The sequence below is a fragment of the Daeguia caeni genome (genome assembly GCF_042653845.1).
Classification (GTDB): Bacteria; Pseudomonadota; Alphaproteobacteria; order Rhizobiales; family Rhizobiaceae; genus Brucella; species Brucella caeni.
On the sequence record NZ_JBHSEL010000115.1, the window covers coordinates 1 to 15,915 of the forward strand.

Sequence of the window (15,915 nt, forward strand, 5' to 3'; positions counted from 1 at the left end):
CAAGTGGTGACACACAGGCACTGAATGACACACAGTCACTGAAACAGATGAAACGCCCCGGTTCCGCCGGGGCGTTTTGCATGGGTGAAACGCATGCGAAGGGAAGTCATGGCCGAGGCCTGTTTCCGTCACGGTGAAGGGGACCTTATGTCCGTCAGTCGAACTTGGCTGAATGGATGATGTCGCGGGTGACCTGATTGATGTCGCGCTGACCGCACAGCGCCATGGTGATATCGAGCTCCTTGCGGATGATTTCGAGCGCAAGAGTTACGCCCTCCTTGCCCAGGGCGCCAAGGCCATAGAGAAAGGGGCGGCCGATAAAGACGCCGCGTGCGCCAAGGGCGCGTGCCTTGAGCACATCCTGTCCGGAGCGCACACCGCCATCCATATGGATTTCGATCCTGTCGCCCACGGCTTGAACGATGGCTTCAAGCTGGGAAATCGATGATGGCGCGCCGTCGAGCTGGCGGCCGCCATGATTGGATACGATGATCGCATCCGCTCCGGTCTCGGCAGCCATTTTTGCGTCCTCGACATCAAGGATGCCTTTCAGAATGAGTTTGCCACCCCATTGTTCCTTGATCCACGCCACATCCTTCCAGTTGAGATGCGGGTCGAACTGTTCTGCTGTCCAGGCTGACAGGGAAGACAGGTCGGTGACATTCTTGGCGTGGCCCGCAATATTGCGGAATGTCCGGCGCTGTGTGCCCAGCATGCCAAGGCACCAGCGCGGCCGCGTTGCCATCTGCCATATATGTTTTGGCGTGAATTTCGGCGGGGCGGAAAGGCCGTTGCGAATGTCCTTGTGCCGCTGGCCGAGGATCTGCAGATCAAGCGTCAGCACCAGCGCCGAACAGCCGGCATCACGCGCACGCGTGATGAGGCTTTTGACGAAATCGCGGTCGCGCATCACGTAAAGCTGGAACCAGAACGGCTTTTTGGTGACGGACGCGACATCCTCGATCGAGCAGATGCTCATGGTGGACAGGGTGAAGGGCACGCCAAAATCTTCGGCCGCCTGTGCTGCCAGCATTTCACCATCGGCATGCTGCATGCCGGTGAGGCCCGTTGGTGCAAGGGCCACCGGCATGGAGACCTTTTCGCCGATCATGGTGCTTTCCAGCGAGCGATTGGTCATATCCACCAGCACGCGCTGGCGCAGCTTGATTTTCTTGAAATCTTCTTCATTGGCGCGATAGGTCTGCTGCGTCCAAGCGCCGGAATCTGCATAATCGAAAAACATTTTCGGCACGCGGCGCCGTGCCAGTCGCTTCAGGTCGGCGATCTCAACAATGCTTGAAGAGGAGCAGCTGGACATGGAATAAGCCTTTCAAGGTTGGTTGCATGCATTGGCATCGCGCTTTGAGCGCACAAAATCAAGCACAACACTATCAATTGAAGGGTAATACGATCTTGCCTATGCTTAAGGGACAATGCTCCGAGCATCCATCCGGGACGGCAGGGTAGGCGGCAAGGTAGAAGCAACATGAAAAATCAGGATATGAAGGCCAGCTTCATTGGCAGGAAACCGAAGGCTGCCGGCGGCTGGGGGGCGCTGACAAGCTGCGGCAAGCAATTGCTGGCAAGCGGTGCGCCCCTGACGGGCGCGCGTGCGCTGCTCAAGGCCAATCAGCCCAATGGCTTTGATTGCCCCGGTTGCGCCTGGGGTGATCCGGAGCATGGCTCGTCCTTCGAGTTCTGTGAAAACGGGGTGAAGGCGGTTGCCTGGGAGGCGACCGACCGGCGCACGACGCCGCAATTCTTCCGCGACCATACGGTGACGGAACTGCGCACATGGTCGGATCATGATCTGGAACATACCGGCCGTCTTACCCATCCCATGCGCTATAATCCGGCGACGGACAAATATGAGGCCATCGCATGGGATGAGGCCTTCAAGGCGATTGCCGACATATTGCGCGGCTTTGATACGCCGAACCGGGTGGAATTCTATACGTCCGGCCGCGCCTCGAATGAGGCGGCCTTTCTCTATCAGCTCTTTGTGCGTGCCTATGGCACCAACAATTTTCCCGACTGTTCCAACATGTGCCATGAGGCAAGCGGCGTTGCGCTGAAACAGTCGATCGGTGTCGGCAAGGGCACGGTGCTGCTGGAAGATTTTGAAAAAGCCGATGCCATTTTCGTGGTTGGCCAAAATCCGGGCACCAATCATCCGCGCATGCTGGGCGATCTGCGCCGAGCGGCCGAGCGGGGGGCAAGGATTGTCGTGTTCAATCCGGTGCGCGAAAGGGGGCTTGAGCGTTTTGCAGATCCGCAAAACAAGCTTGAAATGCTGCATGGCGGCAGCGCGCCGATTGCCAGCGATTATCTGCAGCCGCGGCTTGGCGGCGATCTGGCAGCCTTTCGCGGTATGGCGAAGGCCGTGTTTGCAGCCGATGACGAGGCACTTGCGGCTGGCAGGCCGTCGGTGCTGGATCGCAGCTTTCTGGCGCAGCATACGGCGGCGTTCGAGGCTTACCGCGCTGCGGTTGATGCAACATCATGGGAGGCGATCGAGGATCAGTCCGGCCTGACGCGGGAGGCGCTGGAACATGCCGCCCGGATCTATATGAATGCACACCGCGTGATCTGCACCTGGGCGATGGGGGTGACCCAGCATCGCCATTCGGTAATCACCATTCGCGAGATCACCAATTTCATGCTTTTGCGCGGTAATATTGGCAAGCCGGGGGCGGGGCTTTGTCCGGTGCGCGGCCATTCCAATGTGCAGGGCGACCGCACTGTTGGCATCAATGAGCGTCCATCCGCAGCCTTTCTTGACGCGCTGGAGCGTGAATTCAATTTCAGGCCGCCGCGCGAGCCGGGCCATAATGTGCTGGGCGCGGTTGGCGCGATGCTTGATGGAACGGCACAGGCCTTTGTCGGTCTTGGCGGCAATTTTGCCCGTGCAACGCCTGACAGTCCGATCATCGCCAAGGCGCTTTCCGGCCTGCGCCTGACAGTACATATTGCAACCAAGCTCAATCATTCGCATCTGGTGCCGGGACGGGATTCCTTCATCCTGCCATGCTTGGGCCGCACGGAAATCGACCTGAATTCCAAGGGCGTGGCCCAGCTTGTCACGGTCGAGGATTCCATGAGCATGGTGCATGGTTCGGGCGGCATCAATCCGCCCGCCTCGCCATATCTGCGTTCGGAAATCGCCATTGTCGCCGGCATTGCCAATGCCACTTTGGGGCCATGGCCGGTCGACTGGCTGGCACTTGCCGATGATTATGACCAGATCCGTGAACTGATCGCTCGTGTCCTGCCGGATTTTCACGATTACAACAGGCGCGTGCGCGTGCCGCGCGGCTTCCACCTGCGTAATGCGGCTCGTGAACTGGAATGGCTGACTGCAACTGGCAAGGCGACTTTCTGGACCGGCCCCTTGCCGGAGGCGACCGAGCATCAGCGGGCGCGCATGAAACAGGGCCATTTTGTGCTGCAGACCTTCCGCAGTCATGATCAGTACAATACCACAATCTATGGCATGGATGACCGCTATCGCGGTGTTTATGGCGAACGGCGTGTCGTCTTTATGCATCCGGATGACATGGCAGAGCTTGGCGTTGCGGCGGGCGAGCGCACTGATATTGTGGGCGCGTTCGAGGATGGCGTGGAACGCGTGGCGCGCGATTTCCGCTTTGTGCCCTATGACATTCCGCGCGGCTGTGTCGCCGGCTATTATCCGGAAATGAATGTGCTGGTGCCCTTGGCAAGCGCCGGGGATGAAAGCTATACGCCGACATCCAAATCTGTCATCGTCAGTTTCCGGCCCTATCCGAAGGCAGTGCAGTGACGGATCGTACAGAAGCGCACTTCATGGCGCTGGTGGAGCGGCTGCAGGCGGCAGAACCGCAATTTTCCCGCATTGGCGCAGGCATTCTGGCAGCGCTTGCGCTTGGTTTTGCCGATGACAGTCGCAGCTTTGCGCGCCAGTTCGGCATTGCCCATGCGTTGATCCTGCGCGAGCTCGCAGGGCTTTCCTGCCATGATGCGTGGCTCACCATTCTAAGGCGTGACCCGCGAACACAGCGAACATGGTATCAGGCAGGCGAGGCATTACGCCGCTTCACCTGACATTTGCCGGCCCATGTCCTGTTCCCTTGCCGCGCAAGAAGCCATATGGCCGGGCTGATTGTCGCGCTCTGGCCCTGACTGGTGCCCATGCGGACAGCAGGCGCAAAAATAGAACCAATTGCTTTCCGGCTTGCAATTGGTTCTAATTCGGTTCTATATTGACCGACATGAATAGAACCGATCTGATAGCGGCAATCGCGAAACGCGGCCTGCATGACCCGGAGGTCAAGGGGCCGCTTTATCGCAATCTGGCGCGCATCCTGGGGGAGCTGATTGCCGAGGGCAAGCTTGCGCCCGGTACCAGCCTGCCGCCGGAGCGCGAATTTGCCGAACAGCTTGATATTGGCCGCATCACGGTTCGCAATGCCTATCGCCAGCTGATGGAGCAGGGTGATCTGGTCTCACGGCGCGGCAGCGGCACCTTTGTGGCCGAGCGCCCGGCACGCATGAGCCAGAGTCTGTGGCGGCTTACTTCCTTTTCCGAAGACATGCGTTCGCGCGGCAAGGAGCCGGGCGCAAAGGTGATGATCAACGGGCCGGGCCGGCCATCGCCGGAAGAAGCCTTCCGGCTTGGCATTGGCGTTGATACGCCGGTGGTTCGGCTTGATCGCCTGCGTCTGGCCGATGGCATTCCCATGGCGCTGGAACGCGCAGTGGTGCCGCGCCATTTTCTGGGGGCTGACAGAGTGGAGGGGCCATCGCTTTATGGCACGCTGGCGCAATGCGGTTTCAAGCCGGTGCGTGCGATGCAGCGCCTATCGGCCGTGACTCTTTCGCCTGCAAGTGCCAGACTGCTCGATGTGCCGCATAGTTCGCCTGCGCTTCTGATCGAGCGCATTTCCTATCTCAATGACGACAGGATCGTCGAATATACGCGTTCACACTATCGCGCCGATGCCTATGACTTCGTCGCGGAATTGAAAATTGGAGATTAATCGTGACCATGTCCGCATCCCTTATGCTTCAGGAAACCGAACAATCGCCGCAGGTTGTGGCGCGTCTTCTGGAGAAGGAGGCGGGAACCTTCGCAGAGATTGCGCGCATTTTTGCCGAGCGCCAGCCTGCCGTCATCACCACGGCGGCGCGTGGTTCATCGGATCATGCCGCGACATTCTTCAAATATCTGACCGAAATTGCCACCGGCACGCCGGTTGCCTCCATCGGGCCGTCCATTGCCTCGGTCTATGGCGTGAATCTGAAGCTCAACAATGCGCTGCATTTCACCGTGTCGCAGTCGGGTGGCAGCCCGGATATCATTGCCGCACAGGCCGCTGCCAAGAAGGGCGGGGCGGTGACGATTGCCGTTGTCAATGTCACGGAAAGCCAGCTTGCCAAGGAAGCCGACATCGTGCTTGCCCTGCATGCGGGCGAAGAAAAGAGCGTGGCGGCGACCAAGTCCTTCATTGCGTCCGTGGCGGCACTTTCAGGCGTGGTGGCTGCAATAAGTGGCGATGCCTCCCTGCAGGCAGGGCTTGCAAGACTGTCGGATGCGCTTGCCGCAACCAGACCCGAAGGACGCGAGCCGGTCGAAAACCTGCTGCTGAACACCCGTTCGCTTTATACGGGCGGGCGTGGTACGGCCTTTGCCATTGCGCTTGAGGCTGCGCTGAAGGCCAAGGAAACGGCAAGCATCCACGCCGAGGCCTTTTCGCTGGCTGAACTTATGCATGGTCCAAGCCGTCTGGTGGAGGACGGTTTTCCGGTTCTGTCCTTCCTGCCGCGCGATGAGGCCTTTGATGGCAATATGGAAGCGCTGAAGCGACTTCATTCCTTTGGTGCCAGCATCATCACCCTGTCGGATGCCGAAACGCCGGGCTTCCGCCTGTCATCGGCATCGACCGGCAATGCGCATCTTGATCCGCTGGTCTCGCTGATCAATTTCTATCGGATTATTGAGTCGGTGACGCGCCGCAAAGGTTTTGACCCCGACAGGCCGCGCAATCTCAAGAAGGTTACGGTGACGATATGAAACGCAAATCCGCAATCGCAGGCGCGCGGATCTTTGACGGCGAACGCTTTCATGACCGCTGCGCGCTGGTGTTCGACAACGGCCGGGTCGAGGCCATCATCCCTGAATCCGCCCTTGGCGAGGCGCATGCGGTGGACAGGCTCAATGGCGGCATTCTGGCGCCGGGCTTCATCGATGCGCAGGTCAATGGCGGCGGCGGGCGCATGCTCAATGACGAGCCGACGCCGGAAACCATGTATGTGATTGCCGATGGTCACCGCAAGTTTGGTACGACCAGCCTTCTGCCAACGCTGATCACCGACACCACGCCGGTGCGTGACCGCGCGATTGAAGCGGCAATCGAAGCCGTGAAGGCTGACAAGGGCGTTGCCGGTCTTCATCTCGAAGGCCCGCATCTGGCACCAGCCCGCAAGGGCGCACATCTGGCCGAACTCATGCGCCCGGTCGATGATGCCGATATTGCGCTCTATATCCGCGCGGCTAAACAGATCGGCACGCTGCTTGTCACCATGGCTGCCGAGCAGGTCACGCCTGAGCAGGTGCGCCGTCTCAGCGAAGGCGGCGTGATCGTCAGCATCGGTCATAGTGATACGACAGCAGAAGAAGCCTTGAAGCGCTTTGATGCTGGTGCGCGCAGTGTCACCCATCTGTTCAATGCCATGAGCCAGATCGGCCATCGTGCGCCGGGTCTGGCGGGGGCTGCCCTAGATCACCCGGACATCTGGTGCGGCATTGTTGCCGATGGTCACCATGTCAACCCGATGGCGCTGCGTCTGGCCTTGCGCGCAAAGCGTGGCGATGCCCATCTGTTCTTCGTCACCGATGCCATGGCGCTGGTCGGCTCCAATTCGGAAAGTTTTGAGATCAATGGCCGTGTGGTCAGGCGCGTGCCGGGGGGCATCTGCTCCAAGCTGATCCTGCCGGATGGAACGATTGCCGGTTCCGACCTCGATATGGCCACGGCCATTCGCTTTGGTGTAGCGGAACTGGAGCTTTCCCTGCCGGAAGCGCTGCGCATGGCAAGCCTTTATCCGGCGCGATACTTGCGTCTTTCCGACCGTGGGCTTTTGCGTCCGGGCATGCGCATGGATGCGGTACATCTTGATGATGGTCTTCGTGCCAGGGCGACATGGCTTTCGGGAGAAAAGCGCATTGAGGCAGGCGCATGACCGCAATCACCGACCGCTATTTTGATGATCTGATCAGCCGCATGGCGACAGTGAAGCAAAGACTGGCCGTGCCAATGGAAAAGGCAGCAGAGCTGATCGTTGCGGCGGCGCGGGCTGACCGGCGCGTCTTTGTCTTTGGCACGGGGCATTCGCACATGATGGCGGAGGAGCTGCATTATCGCGCGGGCGGTCTGGCGCTGACGGTACCGGTGCTCTGCGACGAGATCATGCTGCAGCATGGCGCTTTGGCAAGCTCCGCCTTTGAGCGGATTGACGGGGCGGTGCTGCCGCTCCTTGAGCGCTATGGCATTGGCGCCGGCGATGTGCTGATTGTCGTGTCCAATTCGGGCGTCAATGCCGCTCCGCTTGATGCGGCGCGCCATGCGCGCGACAGGGGAGCCGCCGTGATTGCCCTGACCTCGGTGACCTATTCCAACGCCATTGCCAATGGCCGGCCGCAGCTTCTGTCGCTTGCCGATGTCGTGCTCGACAATGATGCCCCTTCCGGCGATGCGGTGCTGGCGCTTGCGGGAAGTGCGCTCAAGGTCGGGCCGGTTTCAACGGCACTGGGCGTCACCATTCTCAATGCTGTCTTTGCCGAAGTTGCCGCACGGCTGGTTGCGGATGGCAATGCGCCGGTTTATCTGAGCGCCAATATGCCGGGGGCGGCGGAAGTCAATCAGCAACTCGTTCAGCGCTATCGCGACCGTAATCCGCATCTGTAAAACTTCAACCTTATCAAGAAAGACGCTTGATAGCGCATTTCGGCCGGTGCATTACGCATTTTGGCATGGCTGCGGGCGCATTCAGGATTATGGTCGCGCGCCGTAATCGCCTATACCTTCTTAATAAGGAAAGTCCGATGCATAAATTTGTCCTAACTGTCACCTGCAAGTCCACCCGCGGCATTGTTGCTGCGATTTCGGGTTTTCTTGCCGGTCATGGGTGCAACATTGTTGACAGTGCCCAGTTTGACGATCTGGATGCCGGGCGTTTCTTTATGCGCGTCAGCTTCATTTCCGAAGAAGGCGCGACCCTTGAAGGGATTCGTTCGGATTTTGCCGCGGTCGCAGCGCCATTCGAGATGGACTACCGGTTTTATGATGGCGCAAGCCGCACCAAGACGCTGCTGATGGTATCGCGTTTTGGCCATTGCCTCAACGACCTGCTTTACCGCTGGAAGATCGGCGCCCTGCCGATCGATATTGTCGGCGTGGTGTCAAACCATTTCGACTATCAGAAGGTCGTGGTGAACCATGACATTCCGTTCCATCATATTGCGGTCACCAAGGAAAACAAGCCGGAAGCCGAACGGCACCTGATGAATATTGTCGAGGCAACCGGCACGGAACTGATCGTGCTGGCGCGCTACATGCAGGTTCTCTCCGACGAGATCTGCCAGAAAATGTCAGGCCGCATCATCAACATTCACCATTCCTTCCTGCCATCCTTCAAGGGCGCAAACCCGTACAAGCAGGCCTATGAACGCGGCGTGAAACTGATTGGCGCCACCGCCCATTATGTGACCGACCAGCTTGATGAAGGCCCGATCATCGAACAGGACGTTGCACGCATCACGCATGCCCAAAGTGCGGCGGACTATGTCTCGATCGGCCGTGACGTCGAAGCGCAGGTGCTGGCACGCGCCGTCCATGCGCATATCCACCATCGTGTGTTCCTGAACGGAAACCGCACCGTCGTGTTCCCGGCAAGCCCAGGATCCTTCGCCTCTGAACGCATGGGGTGATCTTTGCGGTTCTGGCGGGCTGCAAATCGCGTCTTTTTGCGCTTCCGGTGCTCATATACCTTTAAGTACACTCAGCTCCGGTTCTCAAAAGCCACGATTTCCGCCACCCCATAACCACAAGCCCGCTAATCGCCAATGCAGTGTTCAATGAAAAACCCCGCCGGAGCGGGGTTTCTTTCTGGTTGGTCCTGGAATTAATCAATATCGAAGGAAACGCCCTGAGCCAATGGCAGAGCCTTCGAATAGTTGATGGTGTTGGTTGCGCGGCGCATATAGCCCTTCCACGCATCCGAGCCGGATTCACGACCACCACCGGTTTCCTTTTCACCGCCAAATGCGCCGCCAATTTCTGCACCCGATGTGCCGATATTGACATTGGCAATGCCGCAATCCGAACCTTCAGCCGAGAGGAAACGTTCTGCTTCCTGCAGGTTGAGCGTGAAGATCGAGGACGACAGGCCGGCGCCAACCGCATTGTGCTGTTCCAGAACGTCGTCGAAATCGGAATATTTCATCACATAAAGGATCGGTGCGAAGGTTTCTTCGAGAACCGGGCCTTCCTGCTTCGGCATTTCGACGATGGCCGGGCGGACATAATAGGCGTTTTCATAGCCGACATCGACGCGTTCACCGCCCTGAACCTTGCCGCCATGGGCTTCGGCTTCCCTGAGTGCCTTCTGCATATTGTCGAATGCAGCCTTGTCGATCAGCGGGCCGACAAGGGCCGAGGTTTCGAGCGGCGAGCCGACGGTGACGCTGGCATAGGCCTTCTGCAAGCGCGGAACGAGCGTGTCATAGATGCTTTCATGCACGAAGAGACGGCGCAGCGTGGTGCAGCGCTGGCCAGCCGTACCCATGGCGCCAAAGGCAATGGCGCGTACGGCCATGTCGAGATCGGCCGACGGGCAGACGATGCCGGCATTGTTGCCGCCCAGTTCCAGGATCGTACGGCCAAAGCGCTGTGCAACGCGCGGGCCAACTTCGCGGCCCATGCGGGTCGAACCCGTTGCCGAAATGAGCGGTACCTTCTTGTGGTCGACCAGAACCTCACCAATGGTGCGGTCGCCAATGATGAGCTGCGACAGGCCTTCCGGTGCATCGCCAAAGCGCTTGAGGGCACGGTCGAAGATTGCCTGCGAGGCAAGGGCGGTCAGGATCGATTTTTCCGATGGTTTCCAGACAACCGAGTCACCGCAGACGATGGCAAGTGCGGTGTTCCACGACCAGACGGCAACCGGGAAGTTGAAGGCAGAGATGACGCCAACAACGCCAAGCGGATGCCAGGTTTCCATCATGCGATGGCCCGGACGTTCGGTGGCGATGGTCAGGCCATAGAGCTGGCGCGACAGCCCGACTGCAAAATCGCAGATATCGATCATTTCCTGCACTTCACCGAGGCCTTCGGACGGAATCTTGCCGGCTTCGATCGAAACCAGACGGCCAAGATCTTCCTTGGCTGCGCGCAGTTCCTCGCCAAACAGACGGATCAGTTCACCACGCTTTGGTGCAGGCACCATGCGCCACTTGCGGAAAGCCTCGTCAGCCTTCTCGATGATGGCATTGGCTTCTTCCTTGCTATGCGTCCTGATCGACGCAATCTGTTCACCGGTAACCGGGCTGTAGCCCGGAAGGTCGCCGCCGGTATAAGCTGCGGGATCCACACCAAGCTTGGTGAGGATATCTGCGGCTTCCTGCCTGACATCGATTTTCTTAACAGCAGTGTTCATGGTATTCCTCTCTGTTTCATTGTTGCCGGGCCCGGAAGCCGTCTTTCCGGGCCTGCGGCCTTTTCATTCAGCCGCTTCTGCGGTGCTCAGGCGGCGTTGGATCGCCTCCAGGGATTCGCGCTCGATGCGTGCGTAATGTTCAAATTCATTCAGCACCTTTGCACCGAGATCCTGCTCGAAACGCTTCTGGTTCGGGCTTTCGACGAATTCCTGTGCGGCATCGTCGCCGAGATTGGACTGGAAGATACCCGCCGCACTGACCGGCAGGAAGTCTTCATAGACAATCGGGTCAAACTGGACAGCGCCTGCTGCAATCATCGCCTCAAGGTCAGCGCCGGGCGCGAATCTTGCAAGGGCTGCCTCATCCTTGACCGAATAGGCGAAATAGCCAAGGCCCTGTGCGCGGATCTCTTCCCAGCTATCCGGGAAGGCCGCAAAGGTTTCTTCCAGCGCCTTCATGTATTCGGCCGTATTGGAGCCATCGGCGGCAGGGCGAACCTTTTCACGGGTGGCATCAAGCAGCTTGTCATAAAGCGCGCGGCCCTTCGGCGTGAGCGCAATGCCGCGCTGTTCGATCTCACCAAAGCGGGCCGTATGTGTACCCGGCGTCCAGTTGCCGTTTTCGTCACTGAAGGAAACCGGTTCTTCCAGCGCCTTGAACGAGGTCTGGCGCAGCAGGATCGGACACTTGCGGCTTGGCGGGCCTTCGACCACAGCCTTGGGGTTGATACCGCGCTTTGGCATCTGTTCCTGTACGGCGTCTATGTCAAGCGTACGCGGCGTCAGATGGTTGATGTGCGGGCCCTTGAAAGATACGACGTCGGCAATCAGGCGGTGTGCATCATGCAGGCGCTTGTAAAGATCGGCGCTGACGCTGGCCTTGTCGTGCCAGCGGAAGGTTTCCAGCACTTCTTCAACAAAACGCCTGGCGTCAGCCTCATCAAGGCCACCTTCGGTTTCCGCCTTTTCAACCAGGGCAACTGCGCCGGGCGTGAAGATCTGGCGCCTGGTCAGGGTTTCTTCCGCCTGCTTGCGCAGATCCTCGTCCTTGATCAGGTCAAGGCGCAGGAGAGAGGTGAAGACGCGGAAAGGATTGTGTTTCAGTGCGGCGTCATCAATCGGACGGAAGGCGGTCGAGTGAACCGGAATGCCGGCAACGCTCAGGTCATAATAGCCAACCGGATACATGCCCATGACGGCAAAGACACGGCGCATCATGGCAAGTTCGGCTGCGGTGCCAAGACGAATCGCACCATGACGCTCTTCGGTAATGCGCTCAAGGCTGTCGGTTTCCTTCAACCGTTCATGCAGATGCGAATCATTGGCCAGAACCGCTGCGTTGATATCGGCAACGAGTTCCATCAGCGTTCCGTAAGCCGGCACTTCCTGTTTGTACATGGCCGACATTGCGGCTGAAAAGGCGGCACGAATACGGTCGGGGGAAACATGTTTTTGCGCGTTCATTACGTCTGCTGCCGTAAAAAGTTGGGTATGATGCTCATGCACTGGGCCGTTGCGGGCGTGGGTGCGGTGGTTTATGATAAAAACAGATAATATCAGTGAAATTTGGGTTCTGGTTGCAAAGATAGCAACTATGTTCATGCGGGATGGGAATGAAGCTAAGCAGACGATTGATCCCGGACATTGCGACGCTCCAGGCTTTTGAGTGTGCTGCACGCCATGGGAGCTTTACCCAGGCCGCGCATGAGCTCAATCTGACGCAGAGCGCCGTCAGTCGTCAGATCAGGGATCTGGAGATCCAACTTGGCGTGCTTTTGTTTGAACGCATCAGGCAGCGTATTCTTTTGTCCGATGCGGGGCGGAAATTCTTGCCGGAAGTGCGCCGTCTTCTGGCCCAGACAGAAGACACGATGTTGCGCGCCATGGCTTCGGCGCAGTCCACCTCTTCGTTCAGCATTGCAACGCTGCCGACCTTTGGCATGCGCTGGCTGATGCCGCGCATACCCGATTTCATCGAAAAGCATCCGGGCATTGCGCTGAATGTCGCCTCGCGTTCGGGTGTGTTTGATTTTGAGGAACAACCCTTTGATCTTGCTATACATTATGGTCAGCCGGTCTGGGCGCATGCAACCTGCACCTTCTTGTGCAGCGAGGTGATCGTTCCGGTCGCAAGCCCGCAATTGTTAAAGACGCTGTCGCCCAGGGAACCGGTGGATCTGGAAAACCAGCCGCTTCTGCATCTGGCGACGCGTCCGAAAATCTGGGCACAATGGTTTGAAAGCTGCGGTATCGAGGGGCAGTCGGCCTATCGCGGCCACCGTTTCGACCAGTTTTCGATGGTCATTTCGGCTGCTGTTGCGGGCATGGGCTTTGCGCTGTTGCCGCTTTACCTGATCGAACAGGAATTGCGCAATGGCGAGCTGGTTGTTCTGTTCAACCGGCCCATGCGCACCGAAAATGATTATTATCTCGTCGTGCCGGAGGGCAAGCTTGAAAATCCGCTGACGCAGGTCTTCTGCCAATGGATTTCCGGTCAGGTGGGCAACACGGATTATGAGGCACTGATTCATTCCGATCAGGAATGAACTATTGCGCAAATAACACTGTCCAAATGGCGGGTCTGGCGTGAAATAGGCTCTATCAGACTAAATTCTCTCATAATTCGAAGTGGTTTTGCCGATGTTGAATGATCCGCGTTCTCATGGTCTTTGGGAAAAGACCGCACCCGCGGCGCCGAAGACAATTGCGCTGACAGGCGCACAGAAAGCCGATGTGGTTGTTGTCGGTGGTGGATTTACCGGTCTTTCGACCGCATTGCATCTCGCCGAAAAGGGCGTGAATGTCATCGTGCTCGAAGGCGTGGAGATCGGCTTTGGCGGATCTGGCCGCAATGTCGGCCTGGTCAATGCCGGCATGTGGGTCATGCCGGATGATCTGCCGGGGGTACTGGGCACCAAATATGGCGACCGTTTGCTCGATGTGCTCGGCAATGCGCCAAGGCTCGTTTTCGAAGTGATCGAAAAGCACAAGATCGCCTGCGAGGTGGAGAAGCAGGGCACGCTGCATTGCGCCGTCGGCGCAAAGGGCATGAAGGAACTGGAACAGCGTCATGAGCAGTGGGTGCGCCGCGGCGCCAATGTGAAGCTGCTGGATGCCAGGGAAACCGCAGTCAAGCTCGGCACCGACTATTATGCCGGATCGTTGCTTGACCTGCGTGCTGGCACGATCCAGCCGCTCGCCTATGTGCGTGGCCTTGCTCATGCGGCCATTGCCGCAGGTGCGACGATCTATACCGGCAGCCCCGTTACGGCTGCAGAAGAACACAACGGCAAATGGACGGTGAAGACCGCCAATGGTTCGGTTACGGCTGACTGGGTGGTGGTGGCAACCAATGCCTATACGGTTGAGCCATGGGCGGAAGTGCGCACCGAACTCGTTCATCTGCCTTATTTCAACATGGCCACCAAGCCTTTGTCCGACAATTTGCGCAAGACCATTCTGCCGGAACGCCAGGGCGTGTGGGACACCAAGGAAGTGCTGTCGTCGTTTCGTTTTGATCAGCAGGGCCGCCTGGTCTTCGGCAGTGTTGGCGCGCTGCGCAATACGGGTGCTGCCGTGCACAAGGCATGGGCAAAGAAGCTGCTCAAGCGCATCTATCCGCAGATCGGCGAAGTCGAGTTCGAGGCGGAATGGTATGGCAAGATCGGCATGACCGATGACAATCTGCCGCGCTTCCATCGTCTGGCGCGCAATGTGGTCGGCTTCTCCGGCTATAATGGCCGCGGCATTGCACCTGGCACGGTCTTCGGCAAGATCCTGGCCCAGCTCGTTTCCGGCGAGATTGGCGAGGCAGACCTGCCGCTTCCGGTTACCGAGCCCAAGGCGCAAAGCTTCCGCGGCGTGCGCGAGGCCTATTATGAACTGGGTGCACAGATCGCCCATATTGGTGAAATGGTGATCTGATTTTTTCGGACTGTCATAAAACGACAGTAAAACTGATCTAGACCAGTCGCATCGCCTCGCAAGAGAGGCTGCGGATGGCATGATGATCAGCAAACGGTCAACAGATCGCGAGGCCCTCCGCAGATTGTGACTCTGGCGGAGGGCTTTTTGTTTTTTTCTTGGGGCGTTTGCGATATTTGATGGCGACCATGAACAAAATCATCGGGCAATGTGTCACGACAGCATTTGCGCTCGAAAGCCGGGCGCATTAAGGGCTGAACAGGAAATGGCGCATGGCGCGACTATCAAAGGCGAGTTCGAGGAATATATAGATGAACAAGATGCTGAAGCGTGCTGCTCTTGTGCCGGCGGCACTTGCGGTTCTGCTCAGTGCGGCTACGGCCGATACGCTGACGCTTTATACATCGCAGCCGGAAGCCGATGCCGCAAAGACCGTCGAGGGTTTCCGCAAGGCCAATCCCGATACGGATGTGCAGATCTTCCGTTCCGGCACGAGCGAGCTTCTGACCAAGCTTGCGGCGGAATTTGCCGCTGGCGCGCCACAGCCGGATGTGCTGCTGATTGCCGATGCGGTGACCATGGAAGGGCTGAAAAAGGACAAGCGCCTGATGGCCTATCCTGAAGCCAGGGTCGATGGTTTTGCCCCTGATGCCTATGATGCCGACAAGACCTATTTCGGCTCCAAGCTGATCACCACCGGTATTGCCTATAATACGGCAGCGGCTGAAAAACCTGAACATTGGGCCGATCTTGCCAGGCCGGAATATAAGGGGCAGGTGGTGATGCCAAGCCCGCTTTATTCGGGTGCGGCCGCGCATCTCTTAAGCGGTCTGGTGCTGAACAAGGATCTCGGCTGGGATTATTTCAGGAAATTGCAGGAAAACGAGCTTTCGACCGTCAAGGGCAATGGCGCCGTGCTGAAGGCCATTGCCAGCGGTGAAAAGCCTTACGGCATTCTGGTCGATTTCATGGCATTGAACGCCAAGGCCAAAGGCTCGCCGATTGAATTTGTCTTCCCGTCCGAAGGGGTAACTGCCGTGACCGAGCCGGTTGCGATCATGGCAACGGCCAGGAATGTTGAAGGTGCGAAAAAGTTTGTTGATTTCATCCTGTCGGATGAAGGACAGAAACTGGCGCTGGAACAGGGCTATCTGCCGGCCAAGGCAGGCGTTGGCCGTCCAAGCTGGCTGCCGGAAGGCACAACGATCAACATCATGCCGGTTGATACGCAAAAGGTGCTGGAGCAGACCGACGCGGACAAGAAGCAGTTTTCTGAACTTTTCGGCGGATAGTCGT

General features: G+C 58.3%; 13 protein-coding genes. 10 read left to right on the top strand and 3 right to left on the bottom strand.

The annotated features are described in order from the left end of the window. Positions 1-154: 154 nt before the first annotated feature. A complete protein-coding gene (locus ACFO1V_RS11600; protein ID WP_374833688.1) occupies positions 155-1,318 on the bottom strand; it encodes an alpha-hydroxy acid oxidase in 1,164 nt (387 codons plus the stop codon). 183 nt (positions 1,319-1,501) lie between these two features. On the opposite strand from ACFO1V_RS11600, the gene ACFO1V_RS11605 reads away from it, so the two are divergent. The 7 genes from ACFO1V_RS11605 (at position 1,502) to purU (ending at position 8,968) form a co-directional block, all read left to right on the top strand. After that, complete coding sequence (locus ACFO1V_RS11605; RefSeq protein WP_374833731.1) at positions 1,502-3,802, top strand: FdhF/YdeP family oxidoreductase; 2,301 nt, start codon at positions 1,502-1,504, stop codon at positions 3,800-3,802. A 23-nt stretch (positions 3,803-3,825) separates the two neighbouring features. Further along, complete coding sequence (locus tag ACFO1V_RS11610; RefSeq protein WP_374833733.1) at positions 3,826-4,083, top strand: hypothetical protein; 258 nt, start codon at positions 3,826-3,828, stop codon at positions 4,081-4,083. Between the two features lie 167 nt (positions 4,084-4,250). Beyond that, positions 4,251-5,018, top strand: coding sequence for a GntR family transcriptional regulator (locus ACFO1V_RS11615; RefSeq protein ID WP_374833690.1), 768 nt, complete (start codon positions 4,251-4,253; stop codon positions 5,016-5,018). 8 nt (positions 5,019-5,026) lie between these two features. Further along, positions 5,027-6,052 (top strand): SIS domain-containing protein, encoded by a 1,026-nt coding sequence (locus ACFO1V_RS11620; RefSeq protein ID WP_374833693.1) that lies wholly within the window; start codon positions 5,027-5,029, stop codon positions 6,050-6,052. Continuing rightward, complete coding sequence (gene nagA, locus ACFO1V_RS11625; protein WP_374833695.1) at positions 6,049-7,221, top strand: N-acetylglucosamine-6-phosphate deacetylase; 1,173 nt, start codon at positions 6,049-6,051, stop codon at positions 7,219-7,221. Before ACFO1V_RS11620 ends, nagA begins: the two co-directional genes overlap by 4 nt. Further along, the gene (locus ACFO1V_RS11630; RefSeq protein WP_374833697.1) at positions 7,218-7,946 is read left to right on the top strand and encodes an SIS domain-containing protein; all 729 of its coding nucleotides are present in this window, start codon (positions 7,218-7,220) and stop codon (positions 7,944-7,946) included. Before nagA ends, ACFO1V_RS11630 begins: the two co-directional genes overlap by 4 nt. Positions 7,947-8,083: 137 nt before the next feature. Continuing rightward, positions 8,084-8,968, top strand: coding sequence for a formyltetrahydrofolate deformylase (gene purU / locus ACFO1V_RS11635; RefSeq protein WP_374833699.1), 885 nt, complete (start codon positions 8,084-8,086; stop codon positions 8,966-8,968). A gap of 194 nt (positions 8,969-9,162) precedes the next feature. Here purU and amaB read toward each other — a convergent pair whose 3' ends face one another. After that, on the bottom strand, positions 9,163-10,695 hold the full coding sequence (gene amaB, locus ACFO1V_RS11640) for an L-piperidine-6-carboxylate dehydrogenase (protein ID WP_374833701.1): 1,533 nt from the start codon (positions 10,693-10,695) through the stop codon (positions 9,163-9,165). A 63-nt stretch (positions 10,696-10,758) separates the two neighbouring features. After that, positions 10,759-12,159 carry a 2-oxoadipate dioxygenase/decarboxylase HglS gene (gene hglS / locus ACFO1V_RS11645; protein ID WP_374833703.1) on the bottom strand — a complete coding sequence of 467 codons (1,401 nt, stop codon included), beginning with the start codon at positions 12,157-12,159 and terminating at the stop codon, positions 10,759-10,761. 149 nt (positions 12,160-12,308) lie between these two features. Here hglS and ACFO1V_RS11650 point away from each other — a divergent pair, with 149 nt between their 5' ends. The 3 genes from ACFO1V_RS11650 (at position 12,309) to ACFO1V_RS11660 (ending at position 15,911) form a co-directional block, all read left to right on the top strand. Next, positions 12,309-13,241, top strand: a complete 933-nt coding sequence (locus ACFO1V_RS11650) for a LysR family transcriptional regulator (RefSeq protein WP_374833705.1) — start codon at positions 12,309-12,311, stop codon at positions 13,239-13,241. 94 nt (positions 13,242-13,335) lie between these two features. After that, positions 13,336-14,619, top strand: a complete 1,284-nt coding sequence (locus ACFO1V_RS11655; RefSeq protein ID WP_374833707.1) for an NAD(P)/FAD-dependent oxidoreductase — start codon at positions 13,336-13,338, stop codon at positions 14,617-14,619. A gap of 311 nt (positions 14,620-14,930) precedes the next feature. Continuing rightward, positions 14,931-15,911: an ABC transporter substrate-binding protein gene (locus tag ACFO1V_RS11660; protein WP_374833709.1), complete on the top strand. Its 981-nt coding sequence runs from the start codon at positions 14,931-14,933 to the stop codon at positions 15,909-15,911. The last annotated feature ends 4 nt before the right edge of the window (positions 15,912-15,915 follow it).

Excerpts from the sequence above, each read along its gene's own strand:
- ACFO1V_RS11600 (WP_374833688.1), bottom strand. The coding sequence starts at position 1,318 with ATGTCCAGCTGCTCCTCTTCAAGCATTGTTGAGATCGCCGACCTGAAG.
- ACFO1V_RS11605 (WP_374833731.1), top strand. The coding sequence starts at position 1,502 with ATGAAGGCCAGCTTCATTGGCAGGAAACCGAAGGCTGCCGGCGGCTGG.
- ACFO1V_RS11610 (WP_374833733.1), top strand. The coding sequence starts at position 3,826 with ATGGCGCTGGTGGAGCGGCTGCAGGCGGCAGAACCGCAATTTTCCCGC.
- ACFO1V_RS11615 (WP_374833690.1), top strand. The coding sequence starts at position 4,251 with ATGAATAGAACCGATCTGATAGCGGCAATCGCGAAACGCGGCCTGCAT.
- ACFO1V_RS11620 (WP_374833693.1), top strand. The coding sequence starts at position 5,027 with ATGTCCGCATCCCTTATGCTTCAGGAAACCGAACAATCGCCGCAGGTT.
- nagA (WP_374833695.1), top strand. The coding sequence starts at position 6,049 with ATGAAACGCAAATCCGCAATCGCAGGCGCGCGGATCTTTGACGGCGAA.
- ACFO1V_RS11630 (WP_374833697.1), top strand. The coding sequence starts at position 7,218 with ATGACCGCAATCACCGACCGCTATTTTGATGATCTGATCAGCCGCATG.
- purU (WP_374833699.1), top strand. The coding sequence starts at position 8,084 with ATGCATAAATTTGTCCTAACTGTCACCTGCAAGTCCACCCGCGGCATT.
- amaB (WP_374833701.1), bottom strand. The coding sequence starts at position 10,695 with ATGAACACTGCTGTTAAGAAAATCGATGTCAGGCAGGAAGCCGCAGAT.
- hglS (WP_374833703.1), bottom strand. The coding sequence starts at position 12,159 with ATGAACGCGCAAAAACATGTTTCCCCCGACCGTATTCGTGCCGCCTTT.
- ACFO1V_RS11650 (WP_374833705.1), top strand. The coding sequence starts at position 12,309 with ATGAAGCTAAGCAGACGATTGATCCCGGACATTGCGACGCTCCAGGCT.
- ACFO1V_RS11655 (WP_374833707.1), top strand. The coding sequence starts at position 13,336 with ATGTTGAATGATCCGCGTTCTCATGGTCTTTGGGAAAAGACCGCACCC.
- ACFO1V_RS11660 (WP_374833709.1), top strand. The coding sequence starts at position 14,931 with ATGAACAAGATGCTGAAGCGTGCTGCTCTTGTGCCGGCGGCACTTGCG.